General features: G+C 69.8%; 20 protein-coding genes. 10 read left to right on the top strand and 10 right to left on the bottom strand.

Annotation, left to right across the window (positions count from 1 at the left end):
• Nucleotides 1–30: 30 nt before the first annotated feature.
• The 6 genes from LK09_RS19250 to LK09_RS19225 form a co-directional block, all read right to left on the bottom strand.
• Nucleotides 31–573 carry a hypothetical protein gene (locus LK09_RS19250; protein WP_039403182.1) on the bottom strand — a complete coding sequence of 181 codons (543 nt, stop codon included), beginning with the start codon at nucleotides 571–573 and terminating at the stop codon, nucleotides 31–33.
• 71 nt (nucleotides 574–644) lie between these two features.
• Nucleotides 645–2,420 carry a Na+/H+ antiporter gene (locus LK09_RS19245; RefSeq protein WP_039403179.1) on the bottom strand — a complete coding sequence of 592 codons (1,776 nt, stop codon included), beginning with the start codon at nucleotides 2,418–2,420 and terminating at the stop codon, nucleotides 645–647.
• Nucleotides 2,421–2,533: 113 nt separating this feature from the next.
• Nucleotides 2,534–2,800, bottom strand: a complete 267-nt coding sequence (locus LK09_RS19240; protein WP_156138917.1) for a hypothetical protein — start codon at nucleotides 2,798–2,800, stop codon at nucleotides 2,534–2,536.
• 9 nt (nucleotides 2,801–2,809) lie between these two features.
• Nucleotides 2,810–3,526 carry a hypothetical protein gene (locus tag LK09_RS19235; RefSeq protein ID WP_039403174.1) on the bottom strand — a complete coding sequence of 239 codons (717 nt, stop codon included), beginning with the start codon at nucleotides 3,524–3,526 and terminating at the stop codon, nucleotides 2,810–2,812.
• A 319-nt stretch (nucleotides 3,527–3,845) separates the two neighbouring features.
• A complete protein-coding gene (locus tag LK09_RS19230; protein WP_156138916.1) occupies nucleotides 3,846–4,277 on the bottom strand; it encodes a hypothetical protein in 432 nt (143 codons plus the stop codon).
• 163 nt (nucleotides 4,278–4,440) lie between these two features.
• Nucleotides 4,441–5,241: an LLM class flavin-dependent oxidoreductase gene (locus LK09_RS19225; protein WP_039403169.1), complete on the bottom strand. Its 801-nt coding sequence runs from the start codon at nucleotides 5,239–5,241 to the stop codon at nucleotides 4,441–4,443.
• A 251-nt stretch (nucleotides 5,242–5,492) separates the two neighbouring features.
• Here LK09_RS19225 and LK09_RS19220 point away from each other — a divergent pair, with 251 nt between their 5' ends.
• Nucleotides 5,493–6,953 carry a glyceraldehyde-3-phosphate dehydrogenase gene (locus LK09_RS19220; protein WP_052227020.1) on the top strand — a complete coding sequence of 487 codons (1,461 nt, stop codon included), beginning with the start codon at nucleotides 5,493–5,495 and terminating at the stop codon, nucleotides 6,951–6,953.
• A gap of 112 nt (nucleotides 6,954–7,065) precedes the next feature.
• Here LK09_RS19220 and LK09_RS19215 read toward each other — a convergent pair whose 3' ends face one another.
• The gene (locus LK09_RS19215; RefSeq protein ID WP_039403161.1) at nucleotides 7,066–8,733 is read right to left on the bottom strand and encodes a thiamine pyrophosphate-binding protein; all 1,668 of its coding nucleotides are present in this window, start codon (nucleotides 8,731–8,733) and stop codon (nucleotides 7,066–7,068) included.
• Between the two features lie 228 nt (nucleotides 8,734–8,961).
• On the opposite strand from LK09_RS19215, the gene LK09_RS19210 reads away from it, so the two are divergent.
• Entirely contained in the window at nucleotides 8,962–9,591 is a 630-nt protein-coding gene (locus LK09_RS19210) for a hypothetical protein (RefSeq protein WP_039403150.1), read from the top strand.
• Here LK09_RS19210 and LK09_RS19205 read toward each other — a convergent pair.
• Complete coding sequence (locus tag LK09_RS19205) at nucleotides 9,535–9,759, bottom strand: hypothetical protein (protein WP_039403148.1); 225 nt, start codon at nucleotides 9,757–9,759, stop codon at nucleotides 9,535–9,537. The genes LK09_RS19210 and LK09_RS19205 overlap by 57 nt on opposite strands.
• A gap of 124 nt (nucleotides 9,760–9,883) precedes the next feature.
• Here LK09_RS19205 and LK09_RS19200 point away from each other — a divergent pair, with 124 nt between their 5' ends.
• From LK09_RS19200 to LK09_RS19190, 3 genes are all read left to right on the top strand, one after another.
• On the top strand, nucleotides 9,884–10,180 hold the full coding sequence (locus LK09_RS19200; protein WP_039403145.1) for a hypothetical protein: 297 nt from the start codon (nucleotides 9,884–9,886) through the stop codon (nucleotides 10,178–10,180).
• Between the two features lie 132 nt (nucleotides 10,181–10,312).
• Nucleotides 10,313–10,672 carry a YidH family protein gene (locus LK09_RS19195; protein WP_039403143.1) on the top strand — a complete coding sequence of 120 codons (360 nt, stop codon included), beginning with the start codon at nucleotides 10,313–10,315 and terminating at the stop codon, nucleotides 10,670–10,672.
• Nucleotides 10,669–11,031 (top strand): DUF202 domain-containing protein, encoded by a 363-nt coding sequence (locus LK09_RS19190; RefSeq protein ID WP_039403141.1) that lies wholly within the window; start codon nucleotides 10,669–10,671, stop codon nucleotides 11,029–11,031. Before LK09_RS19195 ends, LK09_RS19190 begins: the two co-directional genes overlap by 4 nt.
• 41 nt (nucleotides 11,032–11,072) lie before the next feature.
• Here LK09_RS19190 and LK09_RS19185 read toward each other — a convergent pair whose 3' ends face one another.
• A complete protein-coding gene (locus LK09_RS19185; protein WP_052227018.1) occupies nucleotides 11,073–12,638 on the bottom strand; it encodes an amino acid permease in 1,566 nt (521 codons plus the stop codon).
• A 169-nt stretch (nucleotides 12,639–12,807) separates the two neighbouring features.
• Complete coding sequence (locus LK09_RS19180; protein ID WP_052227017.1) at nucleotides 12,808–13,593, bottom strand: inositol monophosphatase family protein; 786 nt, start codon at nucleotides 13,591–13,593, stop codon at nucleotides 12,808–12,810.
• Between the two features lie 105 nt (nucleotides 13,594–13,698).
• Between LK09_RS19180 and LK09_RS19175 the strand changes: the two genes are divergently transcribed.
• The 5 genes from LK09_RS19175 to LK09_RS19155 all read left to right on the top strand — a co-directional run bounded on the left by LK09_RS19175 (nucleotide 13,699) and on the right by LK09_RS19155 (nucleotide 18,411).
• Nucleotides 13,699–14,499, top strand: coding sequence for a DeoR/GlpR family DNA-binding transcription regulator (locus tag LK09_RS19175; protein ID WP_039403139.1), 801 nt, complete (start codon nucleotides 13,699–13,701; stop codon nucleotides 14,497–14,499).
• 132 nt (nucleotides 14,500–14,631) lie between these two features.
• Complete coding sequence (locus tag LK09_RS19170; RefSeq protein ID WP_039403137.1) at nucleotides 14,632–16,116, top strand: FGGY-family carbohydrate kinase; 1,485 nt, start codon at nucleotides 14,632–14,634, stop codon at nucleotides 16,114–16,116.
• A 55-nt stretch (nucleotides 16,117–16,171) separates the two neighbouring features.
• On the top strand, nucleotides 16,172–17,026 hold the full coding sequence (locus LK09_RS19165) for a BtpA/SgcQ family protein (RefSeq protein ID WP_052227016.1): 855 nt from the start codon (nucleotides 16,172–16,174) through the stop codon (nucleotides 17,024–17,026).
• The gene (locus LK09_RS19160; protein ID WP_039403135.1) at nucleotides 17,023–17,799 is read left to right on the top strand and encodes an SDR family NAD(P)-dependent oxidoreductase; all 777 of its coding nucleotides are present in this window, start codon (nucleotides 17,023–17,025) and stop codon (nucleotides 17,797–17,799) included. The genes LK09_RS19165 and LK09_RS19160 overlap by 4 nt, the downstream gene beginning before the upstream one ends.
• A 9-nt stretch (nucleotides 17,800–17,808) precedes the next feature.
• Nucleotides 17,809–18,411 carry a DUF1349 domain-containing protein gene (locus LK09_RS19155; RefSeq protein WP_039403133.1) on the top strand — a complete coding sequence of 201 codons (603 nt, stop codon included), beginning with the start codon at nucleotides 17,809–17,811 and terminating at the stop codon, nucleotides 18,409–18,411.
• Nucleotides 18,412–18,531: the final 120 nt, after the last annotated feature.

Raw genomic sequence — 18,531 nt, 5'->3', positions numbered from 1 at the left:
CGGCGCGACCCTGCCTCGACCGGCGGGGGCTCAGCTCTGAGCGGCGGCACCGCCCGCCGGCTCGTCGGGCTTGCGAAACACCTGACGCATGTGGTCGCTGGTCAGGAAGTCGGCGATACCGATCATCACCAGGCTGAAGATGATCTGCTCGGTCACCATCCACGCGGGGTACAGCCCGGGGATCGCCGCGATCACGAGCGTGATCACCGGGAAGATCTGCGCGAACAGCCGCAGCCGCAGGTACGCCCACCGCCAGCCGAGCGCGGCCCGCCAGGCGAAGTAGAAGAGGGTCGCCGTCATCGCGAGCACGATGAGCGCCCGCATCCACACCGCGAAGGGCACGGCCCGGATGCTGCCCGCCTGCACCGCGATCACCACGGCGACGACGACCGCGACGATCCCGATCACCAGCTCGAGCAGCAGCAGCCAGAACACCCACCGGAACGCGCGGATGGTGCGATGGTGCTCGAGGTCCTCGTTCGGGATGCGCTGGTGCGCCTGGCGGCCGCCGGCGACGCGGTCGAGCTTCAGGAACAGCGGCTCGGCACGGCGAAGCAGCGGATCGAGGATCATGCGGAAAGCCTAGGCGCGGCATCCTTGGAGCACGCTCGGCTCCGGCCGCCGGCGAACGGTTCGGAGCGGGCTCAATCGAAGGCCTCGATGCCGCGCAGGCGGACCTCCTCCAGGTCGAGCCGGCCCTGCACGCGCCGCACCACCAGGTCGTCCACCACACGTTCGCTGCGCAGGCGCAGCAGCACCTCGCGCTTGCGGTCGAGCAGGGCGAGCTTGAGACGGGTGTGCTCCTCGTGCTTGACCAGGGGCGAGCGCTGCGTCACGTCGATGTCGGTGCTGACCGCGAGCATCTCCAGTTCGAACCCAGCCGCGTCGGCTCCGACCCCCGCCCCGACGCCGGGCCCCCCGGCATCCGGCACGACCGCGCCTGGTCCGGGGATGCCGGCATCCGGCTCGTCCGCCAGCGGACCGGTGCCCGCGACGGCCTGCAGGTCGGCGGCATCCGCCTCCATCGCGGCGCGCTGCCGGGCGATGCTGCGGGCGTTCGCGAGCTCGAGCATCTCGTATGTGTCCCGCCGGGTGCGATCGCGCACCTCGTCGCTGATGCCGTGTTCGGCGGCGAGGTCGTCGAGCGCGGCGACGGCGGCACCCGAGATCGCGCGCTCGATGAGGTCGCATTCGTCCTGGGTGGTGGTGTCGCGCGGGTAGCGCGCCCAGCGGATGAGCGCCGGCAGCAGCGGCCCCTGGATCACGAGTCCCAGCACGATGACTCCGGCGGTGACGAAGACGATCTCGCTGCGACCCGGCAGTGGAGCCCCCGCGTTCGTGGTCAGCGGCACCGACATCGCGATCGCCAGCGACACGGCACCGCGGAACCCCGCGAACGTCGACACGACCCGCATCCGGTTGCGCAGTGCGAACGAGGTGCCCGGCGCCGGATGCGTGAACGGCGCCGACAGCAGCTGGAACACGTAGCGCACCACCAGCAGCGCCGCCCACACCGCGACGGAGGCGAGCACGAGGCTCCAGATCTCGCTCGGCGAGATCTCGTGCACCACCAGCTGCACTTCGAGCCCGATCAGCACGAACAGAGCGCCGTTGAGCACGAACACCCCGAACGGCCACATCGCCTCGGCCTGGCGTCTCGAGGCCGCGGTCGTCACCCGGGGCGAGATCCACGCGATGATGAGGCCGGCCACGACGACGGCGAGGACGCCGGATGCCCCGACGAGCTCGGCGAGCAGGAACGACACGAACGGCACCAGCAGCAGGGTCAGGTTGATCGGCAGGGTCGCCTGCAGGCGGCGCAGCACCAGCCAGCCGAACACGGCGCCGAGGACGCCCGCCGCCGCCCCGCCGATGTACGACACCAGCACGGTCCAGGTGATGGTCCAGCCGCTGACGTGCCCGCCGACCGCGAGCGAGACCGCGATCGCGTAGATCACCAGCGCCGTGCCGTCGTTGGTGAGGCTCTCGGCCTTGAGCTTCATGAAGGTGCGCTGCGGCAGGAGGCGCCCGAGGGCGGCGACCGCGGTGGCATCCGGCGGGGCCACGGCCGCGCCGAGGATGAGGGATGCCTCCCAGGGCAGCCCGAGCAGGGTGGCCAGGCCTGCGACCGCGAACGCGGAGGCGACGACCAGCAGCGTCGACATCGGGGCGATGTACCGGAAGTCGCGGCGGATCGAGCGCAGCGACGTGGTGAGGCTCTCCCAGAACAGCATCACCGGGAGGAAGAGCAGCAGCACCGTCTCGGGCGGGAGCTCGACGTCCCGCAGCGCCGGCACGAAGCCGAGCAGCAGGCCGAGCACGAGCAGCACCAGCGGGGTGGCAAGTCGCAGCCGCGGTGCGAGTAGGGTTCCGACGAGGATCGCGATGCCCAGCAGAACGGTCACTTCGAGTCCGTGCATGGTGCCTCCCGGGGTTGCGTGCGGTCCCAGTCTGCCGCCCGACCGGACCCCGCACGAGTGTCAACAGCGAGACGCCCCCGGGCATGCCCGAGGGCGTCTCGCCAGATCGAGGCCTACAGTTCGAAACTGCCCCAGAGCATCATGCCGAGGACGAGGATCGCGGCGAGGAGCCCGAGGAGACTCCACCCGACGATCAGCAGCGCGGTGCGCTGCCTCGTCCCTTTTCGAACTCCGAGGTATGTGATCAGAAGGCCGACCAGAAGACTGCCGAAGCTCGCTGCCGGAATTCTCACCAAGGCGACGCCTGCGCCGAACGCGATCCACGCCACGATGGGGATCCACTTCGGCTGAGAATGCACGACTTCTCCACCAATCGCCATCACGACCACCTATGCGTTGTTGAGGCTCTCGGAGACGATCCCGGGGCCGCTCACAACCAGCTTCTGCAGCTTGTCGATCTCGACGCCGAAGGCCTTGTAGGCAATGTATCCCTTCCAGACGATGTCACACTCGGCCCTGCCCCCAGCAAGCATGTATCGGCTCACCTTGCTGTCGAGCTGGACAGTGAAATTGAAGTTCGTCGCAGCAGCAGTGCAGCTCTGAGTCCTGAGGACGACGTTGTTTCCCGTCACGTACTTGAAGGTCTGCGTCAACCTCGTGATGAGCACACCGAGGATCCGCTGCTCCGGTGCATATGTGGCCGTGACGTTGTACTGTTGCGTGGATGCAAGCGACCGTACGGACAGGAGCCCTGCAGAGGCAGGTGTGCGACTGATCTCCACCTTTGCCGTCGTTTGCACGTCGCCGTCTTTGATGCTGAGGGCTTCGCCGGTTGCGGCCGTATGTTCGAAGGCCTCCGCCACCTCAGGGTCATCGAGGTAGTCGACGAGCTTCTGCTGGTCCGACGGCGACAGATCCTCAAACTGTTGGAGCTCCGTCGCCGCTGCGGGAGATGTCTTTGACTCATCCGCCAGCTGCTGTTGGAACCCCGTTACCGTCGTGACAGCCGCCGGATCGTCCGTGGACGCTGAGGCGCTGGATGTTCCCAGCCCCACGAGCAATGCCAGCGAGGCGCCACCGACGACAAGCGCAGTAGGAGTGTGCATGATTCTCTCCGTTCTCCGATGAACGGGCTCCGACGTTGGGGCCCACCGGCATCCCACTCTCGAGCGCGGTGGGAATTGCGCCGTTTCCGGCTCAGTGAGTACCGAATCGTCGAAATTGAGTAGTCGTTCGCAAAAACCGTGGTGGGGGGTTAGCTTCCGGAGAGGCGCTGCACCAGGCGTGTGACGCGGGCGGCGAACTCGCCGGAGAAGGTGATGCCGAGGACGCCCGCCGCCGCGCCGCCGATGAACGACACGAGTACTGATCCGGTTGCCGCTGATTCCGGGCTGCGCGGCAGTACCGGTAGACGGTCGGCGCTGCTCATTCGGGCAGTTCCAGGGTGGCGACGGCGAGGGGACCGGCGAGGCGCGCTCGGAACTTGGCTTCCTCTGCGGTGAACCCTCCGGAGAACCCTTCGGTCCCCACCCGGTATCCAGTGGCGAAGGCGTCCCCGTCGTCTTGCCCGGCGACACCGAAGTGCTCGACGGCTTCACCGGCGAGGATGCGGGTGAGCACGATTGCGATGCCTTCGTGATCGAGTTCGCCGCCGCTGTCGGCGACGAATCGGATGAGGATCCCCGACCCGGCAATGACCCATATTTCGTCGCCCCGGAGGGAGAGGCGGATGGTGATCTCGGATTCCGGGTCCCAGACGACCGCGGAGGTCGGGTCGCCATCGCATAGGTACGCTCGAGCGCGCCGGTTAGCTCGCCGCACGAGACCGGTGAACTGTTCATTGAGAGTAGATGCCATACAGGCCTCCGATCTGGAGCACGTCTGCCCAGCCAGGCCGCGGGCCAGCCGTCAACCAATAGAGGTATTCCACTCTCGAGTGTGGTGGGAACTGACGCGATTTCGGCTCGGTGAGTGCCGAATCGTCGAAATTGAGTAGTCGTTCGCAAAAGCCGTGTGCGGGTCAGGTTCCGGAGAGACGCTGAACCAGGGGTGTGCCGCGGGCGGCGAACTCGCCGGAGAAGGTGATGTAGCTCACGCCGGTGCGGTCGCGCAGGGCACGCAGGGATGCCGCGTCGTCGTCGAGGTCGCCGGTGAGGAACGCGGCCTTGCCGCGCAGCGACTCGGGAGTCATCCCGCGCTGGCGCAGCCACGCCGGGATGTCCTCGCCGATGCCGGCGATCTGCAGGGCGAGCTCTCCGGTGAACCCCGCCGTGCGGGCGCGGTCGGCCGCGACGGCGATCTCGTCCACGGATGCCAGCGGCGACGCCGGCACGGTGAGCGTGGCCGCGTGCCGGGCGGCGATCCCCAGCATCCGGTCCCCGCTGCCGGCAATCACGATGCGCGGTGCCGGGTCGACCTCAGTCGCGACGGCATCCAGCACGGCCTCGACCTGTCCGACGCGGATGCCGGGGCGCTCCCACGTCACGCCGAGCGGCGGGGCGTCGTGCTCGCCGCCGGGGCGACCGGCGCCGATCCCGAGTTCGAGGCGTCCGTCCGACAGGATCTGCAGCGCCTTCGCCTCGCGGACGACGGCGCCCGGCGTCCGCAGCGGCGACGCGAGCACCCAGGTCCCGAGGTGCAGCGTGGTCGTCACGGCGGCCGCCGCGGCCAGCGCCGGGAACGGCGACAGGGTGTTCAAGGTGTCGGGCACGAGCAGGGTCGAGAAGCCGGCGTGCTCGATCGCACGGGCGGTGTCCGCCCAGGGGCTTGCGGGGGAGGCCAGGCCCGCGACGGCGCCGAAACGGAACGGAGGAGGTGTCATGCCGCCAGTCTCCGCCGCGCGCCGGCCGGTGTCATCCGCCCCGGGGAGCATCCTCGGCGCCTCCCGGGGGAGCAGTCGCAGGCTGGGCTTCGGTATTGATAAGAAGGCGGGTTCTTAACGGCCGGGCGGGGTGAAAAACGGAAGGTGAGTTCCATGATCCGGATAGAATCGGGCTGAGCGCCCCGGTACGACGCCTAGCCGCGGCGCGATCGCGACATCACGCGACACAAGCTGAGGACAAAGGGGAACCCGTGGTTTCAACGCAGCACGCCGACGACTGGGGCACACAGCTGGAGGTCGCCGAGCGGATGATTCCGATCATCGGCCGGCTCAACCGGGATCGGGGTGCGGTCATCTCGCTGCACGGCCACCGTATCAACAATCTGTCGGCCACCGGACTCCTCGCCGTCCACGCCCGCGTCAGCGAGCTGCACGGCGACGTGATCGACCCGGCCGGCTCGCTCGCCCTGCTCGAGGCGATCGACGCCGTCTCGCCGGGCGTGGCATCCATCGACCTCGGCCGGCTCGCCCTCGACCTGCGCGACAGCGACCTCGACGTGGACGCGTTCGTGCGTCAGGAGCTCGCCAGCGTCATCGGCGTGGATGCCCCCGCGCCCACCGACGTCGTGCTCTACGGGTTCGGCCGCATCGGGCGGCTGCTGGCCCGCATCCTCATCAATCACGAGCCCGCCGGCTCCGGCCTGAACCTGCGCGCCATCGTCGTGCGCAAGGGCGGGGCCAACGACCTGCAGAAGCGCGCGGCGCTGCTGGCCCGCGACTCGGTGCACGGTCCCTTCCCGGGCACGGTCTCGGTCGACGAAGAAGGCCAGCGGATCATCGCGAACGGCACCGCGATCCAGGTGATCTACGCCGACGACCCGGCCGCCATCGACTACACCGCGTACGGCATCCACGACGCGATCGTCGTGGACAACACCGGTCGCTGGCGTGACGAGGCGGGACTCTCGCAGCACCTGCAGTCGAAGGGCGTCGCGCGCGTGCTGCTCACCGCCCCCGGCAAGGGCGTCAAGAACATCGTGCACGGCATCAACGAGCACACCATCGAGCCCGGCGACCGCATCCTGTCCGCTGCATCCTGCACGACCAACGCGATCACGCCGGTTCTCGCCGCGATCGACGAGGCGTACGGCGTGCAGCACGGGCACGTGGAGACGGTGCACTCGTTCACCAACGACCAGAACCTGATCGACAACTTCCACAAGGGCGACCGTCGCGGCCGTTCCGCGGTGCTGAACATGGTCATCACCGAGACCGGTGCCGCCAAGGCGGTCGCGAAGGCGCTGCCGCACCTGGAGGGCAAGCTGTCGGGATCGTCCATCCGCGTCCCCACGCCGGATGTCTCGATCGCCGTGCTCAACCTGGTGCTGGAGCGAGCCGCGACCAAGGAGCAGGCCAACGACTACCTGCGCCGCGTGTCGCTGCACTCGCGCCTGCGCCAGCAGATCGACTACTCCGAGTCCACCGAGGCGGTCTCGACCGACTTCGTCGGCTCGCACCGGGCCGGTATCGTCGACGGGCTCGCGACCGTCGCGCACGACACCACCCTCATCCTCTACGTCTGGTACGACAACGAGTTCGGCTACTCCAGCCAGGTCGTGCGCGTGCTCGAGGAGATGGCGGGCACGCACCCGGCCGTCTTTCCCGCCCGGCGCAACGTGACCCTCGAGGTCGAGGAGCCGGTCGCCGTCTGACCACGAGCTGACGCACGGATGCCCGGGAGCCGCACGGTTCCCGGGCATCCGTCGTTCCCGAGTGGATTGGGCTTCGACAGGCTCAGCCCGCCAGTGCTGCGCCCTGAGCCTGTCAGGAGTTCACGCGGATGACCTCGTGCTGGTACGGGGAGATGACGGCGCCGGAGATGCGGCAGTCCAGCAGCAGGAACGGGCGGGATGCGGGGTCCTCGGCGGCCCACGACCCGAGACGATCGAGGTCGGCGAGGGTGCGCACGACGACCCCCTCGGCGCCCACGGCGGATGCCAGCCCGGCGAACGACGTCTCCGGGATCAGCATCGGCTCCTTCGCGAGCCCCTTCAGCCCGTACAGGTTGACCTCGGCACCGTAGGCGGCGTCGTTCCACACCACGGCCAGGCCCCTCCCGCCGGCGGAGCGCACCGCGGTCTCCAGGTCGGCGAGCGCCATCAGCCCGCCGCCGTCGCCCGTGGTCAGCACGACGGTGGATTCCGGCTTGGCCGCCGCCGCACCCGGGACCGACGGCCACCCCAGTCCGATCGCCTGGAACGCGGTGCCCACCATGATCATGCGATCCGGGGACGCGACCGGCCAGTACATGTTCGCCCAGCCGATGAAGTGCCCGCCGTCGGACACCACCACCCGGTCCTCGGGGAGGAGCTCCGCGATGCGGCGCGCCACCGACCGCGGGTCGAGGCGTCCGTCGGGCGCGAGGGCGTCGCCCTCGTCGTGGGCGCGCAGCGGTGCGAGGTCGACCTGCTCGCGCCAGCGGCTGGACGGGGCATCCAGCGCGTCGAGTTCGGCGACGAGGGCGGATGCCACCACCGCGGCATCCCCGCGGATGAACGACCCGACGTGCGGGTGCGTGGCGGCGGGGGAGACGTCGACCTGCACGACACGCGTACCCGGCGCGAACAGTTCGCCGAAGCGCATCGTGAACTGGTTGAGGCCCGCCCCGAAGACGACGGCGACGTCGGCGGTGCGGATGAGTTCCATCGCGCCCGCCGCGCCGAACCCGCCGGTGACGCCCAGGTCGTAGCGGGAGTCCGGGAAGACGCCGCGGCCGAGCGCCGTCGAGGCGGTGATCGCTCCGGTCGCCTCGGCGAGGGCGCCGAGGGCGTCGCCGGCGCCTGCCAGCCAGGCGCCGCGTCCGGCCAGCAGGAACGGACGCTCGGCGCCGGCCAGGGCCCGGGCGAGGTCGGCGACGGCGGCCGCGGCGAACGCGCCCGACGGTGCGAGCGGAGCGGGGAGCACGGGCGAAGGGACCTCCGGCACGGGCCCCGCTTCACGCGCGGCGACGTCGTAGGGGATCGCCAGCACGACCGGCACCCGGTAGGCGAGCGCGTGCTCGATCGCGATGATGACGGTCGCTGCGGCATCCGTCCGGCCCACGGTGTAGGTGCGGGCGCCGACGCCGGACGCCATCGCGATCTGGTCGACATCCCACGGGCGGGGGCCCGAGGTGGGTTCGTCGCCGACCACGAGCACGAGCGGGATGCGGGCCTGCACCGACTCGGCGAGGGCGGTCAGGGTGTTGGTGAACCCGGCGCCGTACGTCGCCGTCGCGGCGGCGATCCGTCCGGATGCCCGGTAGTAGGTGTCGGCGGCGACGACGCCGCCCGCCTCGTGCCGCACCGCGGTGTAGGTGGCGTCGGTCTGGCGCTCCAGGGCGTCGAGGAAGTAGGCGTTGCCGTTGCCCATCACACCGAACACGTGATCGATGTGCTGGGCGAGGGTCACGGCGACGTGCGCGGACACGGTGGCGGGAGCGGCTGAGGGCATGGCGGAGCCTTTCGAGACAGGGGCGGAGGGATGCCGTGTATGTCTCGCGCGCTCGGCCCGAACGCCGGGCGGCTGCGTGCTCCTTTTTCGAGCACCGGACCCCGTGGCGGCTTCTGCGCCGTACCGGGCCGGACACCATCACTCTAGGGCATCACGGCGCAGGCCCTCTTGTCCGGCCGGACGGCCGATGGGTAGGCTCCTGAACGAATCGGACATCGGAGGCTCGCAGTGGATGTCGAACCCCACTCCCGCCGGGCATGGATCTGGGCAGGCGCCTGCAGCATCGCGAGCGGTCTGGTCACCCTGCAGGCGAACGGCGGCCCCGTACGCCTGTGGATCGGTGCGGGGCTCATGGCCGTCGCGCTGCTGCTGGTGGCGTTCGGCGGTGGGCGCCGCAGCAACATCGTGCGCGGTGATCTGCTCGGCACGGTCGCGCTCGCGCTGTGGGCGGTCTGGGTGCTGGTGCGGGCCGCGGCCGAAGCCCTGCCCGCGCTCGCGACCGTCGCCCCCGGCCCGGCGTTCGATCTCGTCTGGCTCGCGCTCGTCCTCGTCGCCGCCGTGATGATCGCCCGTGCCGGAGGCTTCCGATCGCCGTGGCGCTGGGCGCCCCTCGTGATGCTCGGCGCGGTGGCGGTGACGTGGGCGCTGGCGCAGGTGATCCTGATCGGGGCATCGATGACCGCCGACCAGGAGACCCTCACCGCGGTGTCATCGTTCGCCTCGCTCATCCTCGCGGCGTGGCCGGTCGCGCTCGGCGTCCTGGCGATCCTCGCCGGCACCGGGCTGGGACGCGGCGCGCGGTCAGTCGAGGTCGTCGAGTCGCCGGGCGCTGCGCCGGTGCATGACCAGCACCCCTGACACCCCGACCGCGCACATCACCACGATGTACCCGCCCATGAGCAGCGGCGCCAGGTAGCGCGGGGCACCGGAGGGGACGGCGGTCACGGTGACCAGCACGGCGAGCACGAGCACGACGAGCACCGCGGCGTGCGCGCATTGCAGGAGCGCGGCGGTGCGTCGGTGCATGCCTGTCACAGTAGCGGTGCGGACGTCGTGTCGTCAGGTCCCGGGCATCGCGATGTGCGGCATCCTGCATCGCCGGATCCGATCCCGCGCGTCACGACCGAGCCGGCCCGGACAGAATGGAGGGATGAAGACCATCCAGCTGCGCCGGTACGTGCTCGTCGACGGAACCTACGACGACTTCATCGCGTGGTTCAACAAGTTCATGCCGGAGGTGCGTCCCGCCCGCGGGTTCGCGATCGAGTTCGCCTACGGCATCCGCGAGACCAACGAGTTCGTCTGGGCGGTGTCGGCGCCGGGCGACGCCGCCGCGTTCGCCGAGCTGGAGGCCTCCTACCTGGCCTCGCCGGAGCGCGCGGCCGCGTTCGCCGGCCAGCCCGAGCGGGTGGCGAGCAAGGTCATCACGCTGGTCGAAGAGGTCTGAACCGCGGGGTACCGAACGCAGGACGGATCGAGTTCGCACCCCGGCCGGGCCGCGCCGATTCGGCGTGGCACGGCCGAGGGCGGGCCGATGCTCCTGCGTTCGGTCCGCTCGCGTGCCCGTAGGATCGGGACCGTGAGCGATCGCCGGTTCCCCCGCAGTGTGTACGGCCGCGGCACCGAACCCGACCCGCGGTTCAGTCTCGCCAACGAGCGCACGTTCCTCGCGTGGATCCGCACGTCGCTGGGCCTGCTCGCCGTCGGCATCGCGATCGAGGCGCTCAAGCTCGACATCAACCCGGTGCTGCGCTTCATCGCCGCCATGATCTTCTGCGTGCTCGCGGTGATCGCGGCCGTGTTCTCGTGGGTGGCGTGGGCCCGTGCCGAGCGCGCCATGCGCGAAGGGCGCCCGTTGCCCGGCCCGTCGCTGGGGCCCGTGCTCGTGGTCGGCGTGGTGATCGCCGCCGCCATCATCGCCGTCGGGATGTTCCTGTGACCGGTGTTCCGGTCGGCGACGACCCGCACGCGGAGGTGTTCGACGCCGGGCTGCAGCCCGAGCGCACCCTGTTGGCGTGGCGTCGCACGTGCCTGTCGATCGCGGCCGGCTTCGTTGCGACCATCAAGTACTTCACCGACGCCATCGGCGCGTGGGCCATCGCGCTCGGGGTCGTGGGGCTCGGGCTCGCGGGGATGGCGTGGTTCGTGTGCACCCTGCGGTACCGGCGCGTGCACCGCGGACTCGTGAACCGCGGGGCGCTGACCTCCGGCGGGACACTGCCCCTGCTGGTGGCAGGGGCCGTGTCGGTCGGCGCCGTGACGGCGCTGATCGCGGTCACCGTGACCTGGCATCCCTGACCGCGATCAGGGATGCCGGATCACGCACTCGTGTCAGCGGCTCAGGCGTCCGCCCACGACGTTCCGCCCTCGCGGAGCTCGTCACCGGACGTGTAGTCGATGGTCGGGCCCGCGGTGCCTCGCGCGAGGCGGCGCCGCAGCACGAGAAAGAACCACAGCACCGCGGCCAGCTCGAACCCGGCCGTGTAGGCCGCGACGGTCCAGGATGCCGCCGGGATCGTCATGCAGGCGATGATCACGATCGCCCACGTCGTCCCGATGATGCACAGCGGCAGGAGCCACTTGCCGAGACCGAAGTAGCGGCTGGGGGCATCCGGAATCCTGTTCCGGCGCGCTCCGATGATCGTGGCCACCAGCGTCAGCCCGTACGTCACGTACAGGATGACCGAGACCATGCCCGTCACCTGGGTCGCGATCCCCGCCGAGAGGAAGTTGACGCCAATCGCGAAGAGCCCGACGAACAGCAGGGAATACAGCGGCGTCTGCGTACGCCGGCCGACGGTCGACAGCAGGCGGGAGAAGGGCAGCATGTTGTCACGCGCGAGGGAGAAGCTGGTGCGCCCCGCGACCGTCACGTTGGCCAGGAGGCAGGCGAACATCGACACGAAGGCGATGCCCTGCACGAGCCAGGCGGCGACCACGCCGAAGTGGCTTTCGACGATGGACACCATCGGGTTGGCCGACGTGGAGTTGACGACGGGCGCGATCTCTCCGGGGATCGCCATCGCGAACACCGCGTAGAGGAGGAATCCGGCGGCACCGCTGATCGACACGGCGCGGATCATCGACCGCGGAGCAGTGCGCCGCGGGTCCTTGGTCTCCTCAGCGAGGTCCGCCGAGCCCTCCCATCCGCCGATCGTCCACACCGGCAGCAGCAGGGCGGTGGCGATCGAGAGCACATCGATGGGCGATCCGGTGGACGACCCGACCTGGAACAGGACGGCCGGCCCCTGGATGCCGTGGAAGAAGAAGATCCCGACTCCGAGGGCGAGCAGCATGATCGCGACGCCGGACAGTTCCACGACGGCGCCGATGTTGTTGATGCGCGCTGTGAGGGCGATCGACACGATGTTGATCAGCACCGCCGCCGAGACGGCGATCGTCGCGAGGAGGATGACGTCGCCGTGCGTCGGGTTCGGCCAGAAGTCCGGCGCGAAGACGGTGGCCAGCGCGACCGCGATGCCGGCCGACCCGACGAACTGGCACAGGAAGGCGTTGTATCCGGCGAACCAGCCGTACCGCACGCCGACGAGGCGACTGGCCCACTGATACGCGTATCCGGTCAGCGGCATCCGCACCACGAGGTGCCCGTAGACCAGGGCCAGCAGCAGCACGCCGCCGATCACCGGGATCCAGAGCCAGATCGCGATTCCGCCGACCGTCTGGAAGGGCTGCGCGAACAGGGTGAACACCGTCGTGATGACGCTGATCATCGAGAAGGCGAGGGCGAACGACGAGAATCCGCCGATGGAGCGGCTCAGTTGTTCCTTGTATCCGAAGCTCGCCAGCTCCTGGTCGTCGGCCAGGTTCGTTGCGGCGTCGCCGCCGAGTGCAGTGACGGCGAGGTCACCCGGCGTATCGCCTGGCGTCATGTTGCTGATCGTCATTGATTGCTCCGTGGGGATCGGTCGTGCGGGAGATGGTGGCGTCCGACGGAGTCGTCCGGCGCTCGTCCGATCGTGAGTCTGTCACAAATGTGAAACAGCAACAAGTATCAATCGAGGATCTGTGTATCTGTAACGTGAATGTCACATTTGGCGTTCATGGTTCACACATTCACGCGATGCTGGGGTGCGCCGTCGATCGTGAGACGGCGGAGACCGCGCCGCGCGCGAGATCGGCCCGTCGGCTCACCGCCGCCCCGGCCTCCTCGGCGATGAGTGCTCCCGCGGCCCAGTCGTAGACGAACAGATCGGACTCGACGAATGCGGCGAGCCTGCCCTCTGCCACCAGGCACAGCGCGTAAGCAGCGGTTCCGAGCGAGCGCATGTCGTCGTAGTCGCCCATCAGATCGCGGATGGCGGCGAGCTGATCCTGACGCTGCAGCGGATCGTACGACAGGCCGACGCCGAGCAGACGCGGTGCCTTCGGCGGCACCGCTGCGGTCAGTCTGACGACGGATCCGTCCCCCTGCTCCTTCTGCGCCCCCTGTCCGCGGGCGGCGGAGTAGACGGAGCCGTCGCTCGGCACCGCCACCGCGCCGGCCAGCCACTGCCCGGTGCGGGCGTCGTAGGCGGCGACGGAGGTGCAGTGCAGCCCGAGCCCGAGAACGAAGTTCGTCGTGCCGTCGATCGGGTCGATGTACCACTCGATGCCCGACGTCGCAGAGCCCGAGTCCGGCAGCTCCTCGCCGACGATCCGGTCTTCCGGCCGGACCGATTCCACGTGGGCGCGGATGCGCTGCTCGATGCGCCGGTCCACGTCGGTGACGACGTCGCCCGGCGACTTCGCGTCCAGATCGCGCAGGACCGTGCCCGACGCGAGGATGTCGCGGCCGATGGTCGCGCCGGCGATCGCGATGTGACGAAGCTCGACGGGGTCGGCGGCGGATTCGGTGAGCATGGGAACACCTCTGTCATTGATTCGCAGAACAAGTGTGAGGATATTACACTCCCGGGCTCCGGCCCATTACTCTGGGAGCGTTCGCATCGAGACGGGAGACGAGCGATGGCCAGGGGCATCGACGGGCGACAACAGCGGATCCGCGAGCAGCTGCAGGTGAGCGGCGAGGTCGAGTTCAGCGCTCTGGCGCAGGAGTTCGGCGTCTCGGAGATGACCATCCGACGCGACATCGACGTGCTCGAAGAGCAGGGGGTCGTCCGCAAGGTGATCGGGGGCGCCATCGCCCTCGGCAAGATCGCCGAGCCCACGTTCGAGTCGCGCTCGCACAAGGATGTCGTGAGCAAGGAGCACATCGCGGCATCCGCAGTGGAGCACCTCTCGGCGCACGAGACCGTCATTCTCGACAGCGGCAGCACCGCGCTGGCCGTGGCGCAGGCGATTCGCGGCCGTGGGCTCGGGCTCACCGTCGTCACGCCCAGCATCCTCGTCGCGGTCGAACTCGCCTCCGAACCGGACACCACCGTCCTGCTCACCGGCGGACTCGTCCGGTCCGGCGAGCTGAGCCTCATCGGCATCGAGGCGGTCGAGAGCCTGGCGCGATACAACTGCGACACGTTCGTCATGGGCGTCGCCGGCGTCGACGAGGCCCGCGGGTTCACCGACTACCACCGCGACGAGAGTGCGGTGAAACGGGCCGCCGTCGAGGCGAGTGATCGCCTCATCGTCGTCGCGGACCACTCGAAGATCGGGCAGTCCTACCTGAGCCGGATCGCGCCGCTCGCCGCAGCCGCCGTCATCGTCACCGACGCGGACCCGGCCGAGCCCGCGCTGGCGGCGGCGGAGCGGGCGGGCGTCGTCGTGCAGTCCGTCCCGACGGAGGAGTACGAGCCCGCCGCCGGCGAGTGAGCCGATCACAGTCGTCACTGCCGGATGTTGGTTGTTGACACTTGTTTGTGAATCTTTTACAGTTGCAGCGGTGAACGCACCGAGATCTTCTCGGACGGAGCGTTCCCTGCGGAGCAGTGAAGGAATCCGAACATGGGCGTTTACACGATCGGCATCGACGTCGGCACGACGGGCACCAAGTCCGTGCTGCTCGAGGCGGGCCGGGGCATCGTCGCGCAGGCGAACCGCGCGGCGGACCTCTTCAGCCCGCACGCCGGCTGGGCCGAGGCCGACCCGGCCCAGTGGGCCGCCAACGTGCACCAGACGATCGCGGAGGTCCTGTCGACCGCGGGCGTCGCGGCCTCCGATGTCGCCGCCGTCTCGGCATCGGGCATGGTGCCGGCGGTGGTCGTGTGCGATGCCGACGGAAAGCCGCTGCGGCGCGCGATCCTGCAGAACGACGCCCGGGCGTCGGTCGAGGTCGACGAGCTCGCCCGGCAGCTCGCCGACGTGGACCTGGTGCACCGCACCGGATCCGCCCTCACCCAGCAGTCGGTCGCGCCGACCCTCGCCTGGCTGCAGCGCCACGAACCCGACGTCTGGGCCCGGGCATCCTTCGTCGTCGGCTCCTACGACTTCGTCCTGATGTCGCTCGGGGCCCGTCCGCACGTCGAGCAGAACTGGGCGATCGAGTCCGGTCTGTTCGCCCTGGACGGTGAGCCGATGGATGCCGTGTTCCAGGCGGCCCATGTCGAGCCCCGCCGGATTCCGCCGTCGGTCGTGCCGGGGGCCGTGGTCGGCGCGATCGATGCCGCCGCCGCCGACCGCACCGGCCTCGCCGTGGGAACGCCCCTCGTCGTCGGGGGAGCGGACCACGTGCTGTCCGCTTTCGCAGCCGGAGTCGAGCGGCCCGGCGACTGGCTCGTCAAGCTCGGCGGGGCCGGGGACATCCTCGTGGCCGCCGACCGGCCCGTGGTCGACGAGCGGATCTATCTCGACGCCCATCCGCGCCCGGGCGGCTGGCTGCCGAACGGCTGCATGGCGACCAGCGGGAGCCTGATCCGCTGGTATCAGGCCCTCGTGGGGGAGTCGGACTTCGGCGTGCTCGAAGGCGAGGCCGCCCGCGCCGCGGCCGGCGATGTCCTGTGCCTCCCCTACTTTCTGGGCGAGAAATCGCCGCTGCACGACCCGGACCTGCGCGGCGCCTTCGTCGGCCTCCACCTCGGCCACAGCCGGGGAGACCTCTATCGGGCCGTGCTCGAGGGGATCGCCTTCGGCTTCCGCCATCACGTCGAGGTGTTCACCGAGATGGGACTGCCCCTGGACCGTGTGATGATCACCAACGGCGGCAGCAGGTCTCGCATCTGGAAGCAGATCCACGCCGAGATCCTCGGCACCGAGATGTTCCCCATCGTCGACCATCCGGGCGCCTCGCTCGGGGCGGCGATCATCGCCGGCATCGGCGCCGGCGAGATCGCCGGCTGGGACGGCGTGCACGACTACCTGACCCTGGACACCCCCGTCGAGCCCGACCCGGGGAACGTGCGCCTCTACGACGAGCGGTACGCCGAGTGGCGCGCGCTCGGCGGCGCACTCGCACCCGTCTCGCACCGGATCTCGGCGCGCAACCGCCCATGACCGGCTCAGGCCGATCGACCGACCGACCTTCGTCACCGACAGAAAGATCCCTCTCATGACCACCTGGCTCACCGACGTCTTCGCACACCCGAAGCCCGTCATCGCGATGCTCCACCTGCAGGCACTCCCCGGCGACCCGCACTACGACCAGAAGGCGGGCATCGCCGCGGTCGTCGAACGCGCCAAGGGCGAACTCGCCGCTCTCCAGGAAGGCGGGGTGGACGGCGTGATGATCTCGAACGAGTTCAGCCTCCCCTACCTGACGAAGACCGAGCCGATCACGGCGATCGCCATGGCCCGGATCATCGGCGAGCTGCTCCCCGACATCCACGTCCCGCACGGGGTGAACGTGCTCTGGGACGGTCGCGCATCGATCGACCTCGCCGTGGCCACCGGAGCCCAGTGGGTCCGGGAGATCTTCACCGGCGTCTACGCCAGCGACTTCGGCCTCTGGGACACCAACATCGGCGAGGTCGCCCGGTACCGCCACCGGGTCGGCGCCGACGACGTCAAGCTGCTGTTCAACATCGTCCCCGAGTCCGCGAAGTACCTGACCGATCGATCGCTGAAGTCGATCACGGAGACCACGGTGTTCGCGACGCTCCCCGACGCGCTCTGCGTCTCGGGCCTCACCGCCGGCGCGCCGACCGACACGCAGAGCCTGGGCGTCGTCAAGGCCGCCGCCGGCAACGTGCCGGTGTTCGTCAACACCGGCGTGCGCGCGGAGAACGTGCGCGAACAGCTCGCCATCGCCGACGGCGCCGTGGTCGGCACCGCGTTCAAGGAGGACGGTGTCTTCGAGAACCGCGCCGTGCTGCCGCGCGTGCAGGAGCTGATGGATGCCGTCCGCGACCTGCGGGCATCCCTGCCGGAATCCGCGCAGGCGGCATCCGAGATGAGCGCCGCATGAGCCCGCGGACCGTGGTCGTGACCGGTTCCGGATCGGGCATCGGGCGCGAGATCGCGACGACGCTCGCCGAGCGGGGCTGGACGGTGGTGGTCGCCGACATCGACGCCGAAGCCGCCTCGGCCACCGCCGCCTCCCTGCCCGCCGCGGACGACCAGGCGCACGAGGCCGCGACCCTGAACGTCAGCGACCCCGAGCAGGCGGCGCGCGTCGCGGAGGATGTGGCATCCCGCCTCGGCCTGGATGCCTGGGTCAACAACGCGGGCATCTCGTACATGGAGCGCTTCGTCGACCTGCCCATCGAACGGTACGACCGGACCCTCGACGTGAACCTCAAGGGCGTCTTCGTGTGCGGCCAGGCGGCTGCGCGGGCGATGATCCGCACCGGGCGGCGCGGGGCGATCGTCAACACCGCCTCGATGGCGGGCAAGCAGGGGCGTGTGCCGTTCCTCGCCGACTACGTGGCATCCAAGTTCGGCGTCGTCGGTCTCACGCAGGCGATGGCGTTCGAGCTGGCGGAGCACGGCATCAACGTCAACAGCGTCTGCCCGGGTTTCGTGGAGACCCCCATGCAGGAGCGCGAGCTCGCCTGGGAGGCCGGGCTTCGAGGCGTCGCCCCGGAGGATGTGAAACAGTTGTGGATCGACGACACCCCGTTGGGGCGTCTGGAGCGGCCGCGGGACGTCGCCAAAGCGGTGGCGTTCCTGCTCTCCGACGACGCTTCGTTCATCACGGGGGAGGCGCTCGCCGTCAACGGCGGCGCGTTCATGGACTAGGAGCACACGATGCCGGCGATCACCGAGCTGCCCCCGCTGGACTGGACCGGAGAGCCCGGATCCGCCGAGTACGACGACGCCTCCGGCACCCTCGTGCTGCGCTCGCGTGCCGGTGTCGACTGGATCAACTATGCGCACGGGGGCGGTCAGCACGCGGCGACGGCGCTGACGTTCGCCGAGCCGGACGGCGACTTCATGTTCTCGGCGCGCGTCCGGGTCGAGGGTGATCGCTCCACGTTCGATGCGGCTGTGCTGGCCCTCTGGAGCGACCCCGACCACTGGGCCAAGCTCTGCTTCGAGTACTCCCCGCACCACCAGGGGATGGTGGTGAGCGTCGTCACCGACGGGCTGTCGGACGACTGCAACAGCACGGTCGTGGTCGACCCCGACGTGCACCTGCGCATCTCGCGGCGGGACCGTGCGTACGCGTTCCACTCGTCGCGCGACGGCATCACGTGGGACTTCGTTCGGTATTTCGCCCTGGCGACGGGAACCGGCCCGATGCGGGTCGGATTCCTGGCACAGTGCCCCACGGGTGCCGGCTGCACCGCCGTGTTCGACGGCATCCGGCTCGACGCCACGACCCTCGCGGACCTGCGCAGCGGCGTCTGAGGCCGGATCCGAGGCGTCTTCGGGCCGCGGCGTCTTCGCTCAGGTGCCAACTTTCGCGGTGTGAACCCGAGAAGTTGGCACCTGAACGTGGGAGGCGGCACGAGGGAGGGACGCGAACGC

This window comes from Microbacterium mangrovi (genome assembly GCF_000802305.1).
Taxonomy (GTDB): domain Bacteria; phylum Actinomycetota; class Actinomycetes; order Actinomycetales; family Microbacteriaceae; genus Microbacterium; species Microbacterium mangrovi.
Note: the sequence above shows the minus strand (reverse complement) of the source record. Positions and strands in the feature narration are given on the sequence as shown.

Coding starts and splice junctions, on each gene's coding strand:
- LK09_RS19250 (WP_039403182.1), bottom strand. CDS start 573: ATGATCCTCGATCCGCTGCTTCGCCGTGCCGAGCCGCTGTTCCTGAAG.
- LK09_RS19245 (WP_039403179.1), bottom strand. CDS start 2,420: ATGCACGGACTCGAAGTGACCGTTCTGCTGGGCATCGCGATCCTCGTC.
- LK09_RS19240 (WP_156138917.1), bottom strand. CDS start 2,800: ATGGCGATTGGTGGAGAAGTCGTGCATTCTCAGCCGAAGTGGATCCCC.
- LK09_RS19235 (WP_039403174.1), bottom strand. CDS start 3,526: ATGCACACTCCTACTGCGCTTGTCGTCGGTGGCGCCTCGCTGGCATTG.
- LK09_RS19230 (WP_156138916.1), bottom strand. CDS start 4,277: ATGGCATCTACTCTCAATGAACAGTTCACCGGTCTCGTGCGGCGAGCT.
- LK09_RS19225 (WP_039403169.1), bottom strand. CDS start 5,241: ATGACACCTCCTCCGTTCCGTTTCGGCGCCGTCGCGGGCCTGGCCTCC.
- LK09_RS19215 (WP_039403161.1), bottom strand. CDS start 8,733: ATGCCCTCAGCCGCTCCCGCCACCGTGTCCGCGCACGTCGCCGTGACC.
- LK09_RS19205 (WP_039403148.1), bottom strand. CDS start 9,759: ATGCACCGACGCACCGCCGCGCTCCTGCAATGCGCGCACGCCGCGGTG.
- LK09_RS19200 (WP_039403145.1), top strand. CDS start 9,884: ATGAAGACCATCCAGCTGCGCCGGTACGTGCTCGTCGACGGAACCTAC.
- LK09_RS19185 (WP_052227018.1), bottom strand. CDS start 12,638: ATGACGATCAGCAACATGACGCCAGGCGATACGCCGGGTGACCTCGCC.
- LK09_RS19180 (WP_052227017.1), bottom strand. CDS start 13,593: ATGCTCACCGAATCCGCCGCCGACCCCGTCGAGCTTCGTCACATCGCG.
- LK09_RS19175 (WP_039403139.1), top strand. CDS start 13,699: ATGGCCAGGGGCATCGACGGGCGACAACAGCGGATCCGCGAGCAGCTG.
- LK09_RS19170 (WP_039403137.1), top strand. CDS start 14,632: ATGGGCGTTTACACGATCGGCATCGACGTCGGCACGACGGGCACCAAG.
- LK09_RS19165 (WP_052227016.1), top strand. CDS start 16,172: ATGACCACCTGGCTCACCGACGTCTTCGCACACCCGAAGCCCGTCATC.
- LK09_RS19160 (WP_039403135.1), top strand. CDS start 17,023: ATGAGCCCGCGGACCGTGGTCGTGACCGGTTCCGGATCGGGCATCGGG.
- LK09_RS19155 (WP_039403133.1), top strand. CDS start 17,809: ATGCCGGCGATCACCGAGCTGCCCCCGCTGGACTGGACCGGAGAGCCC.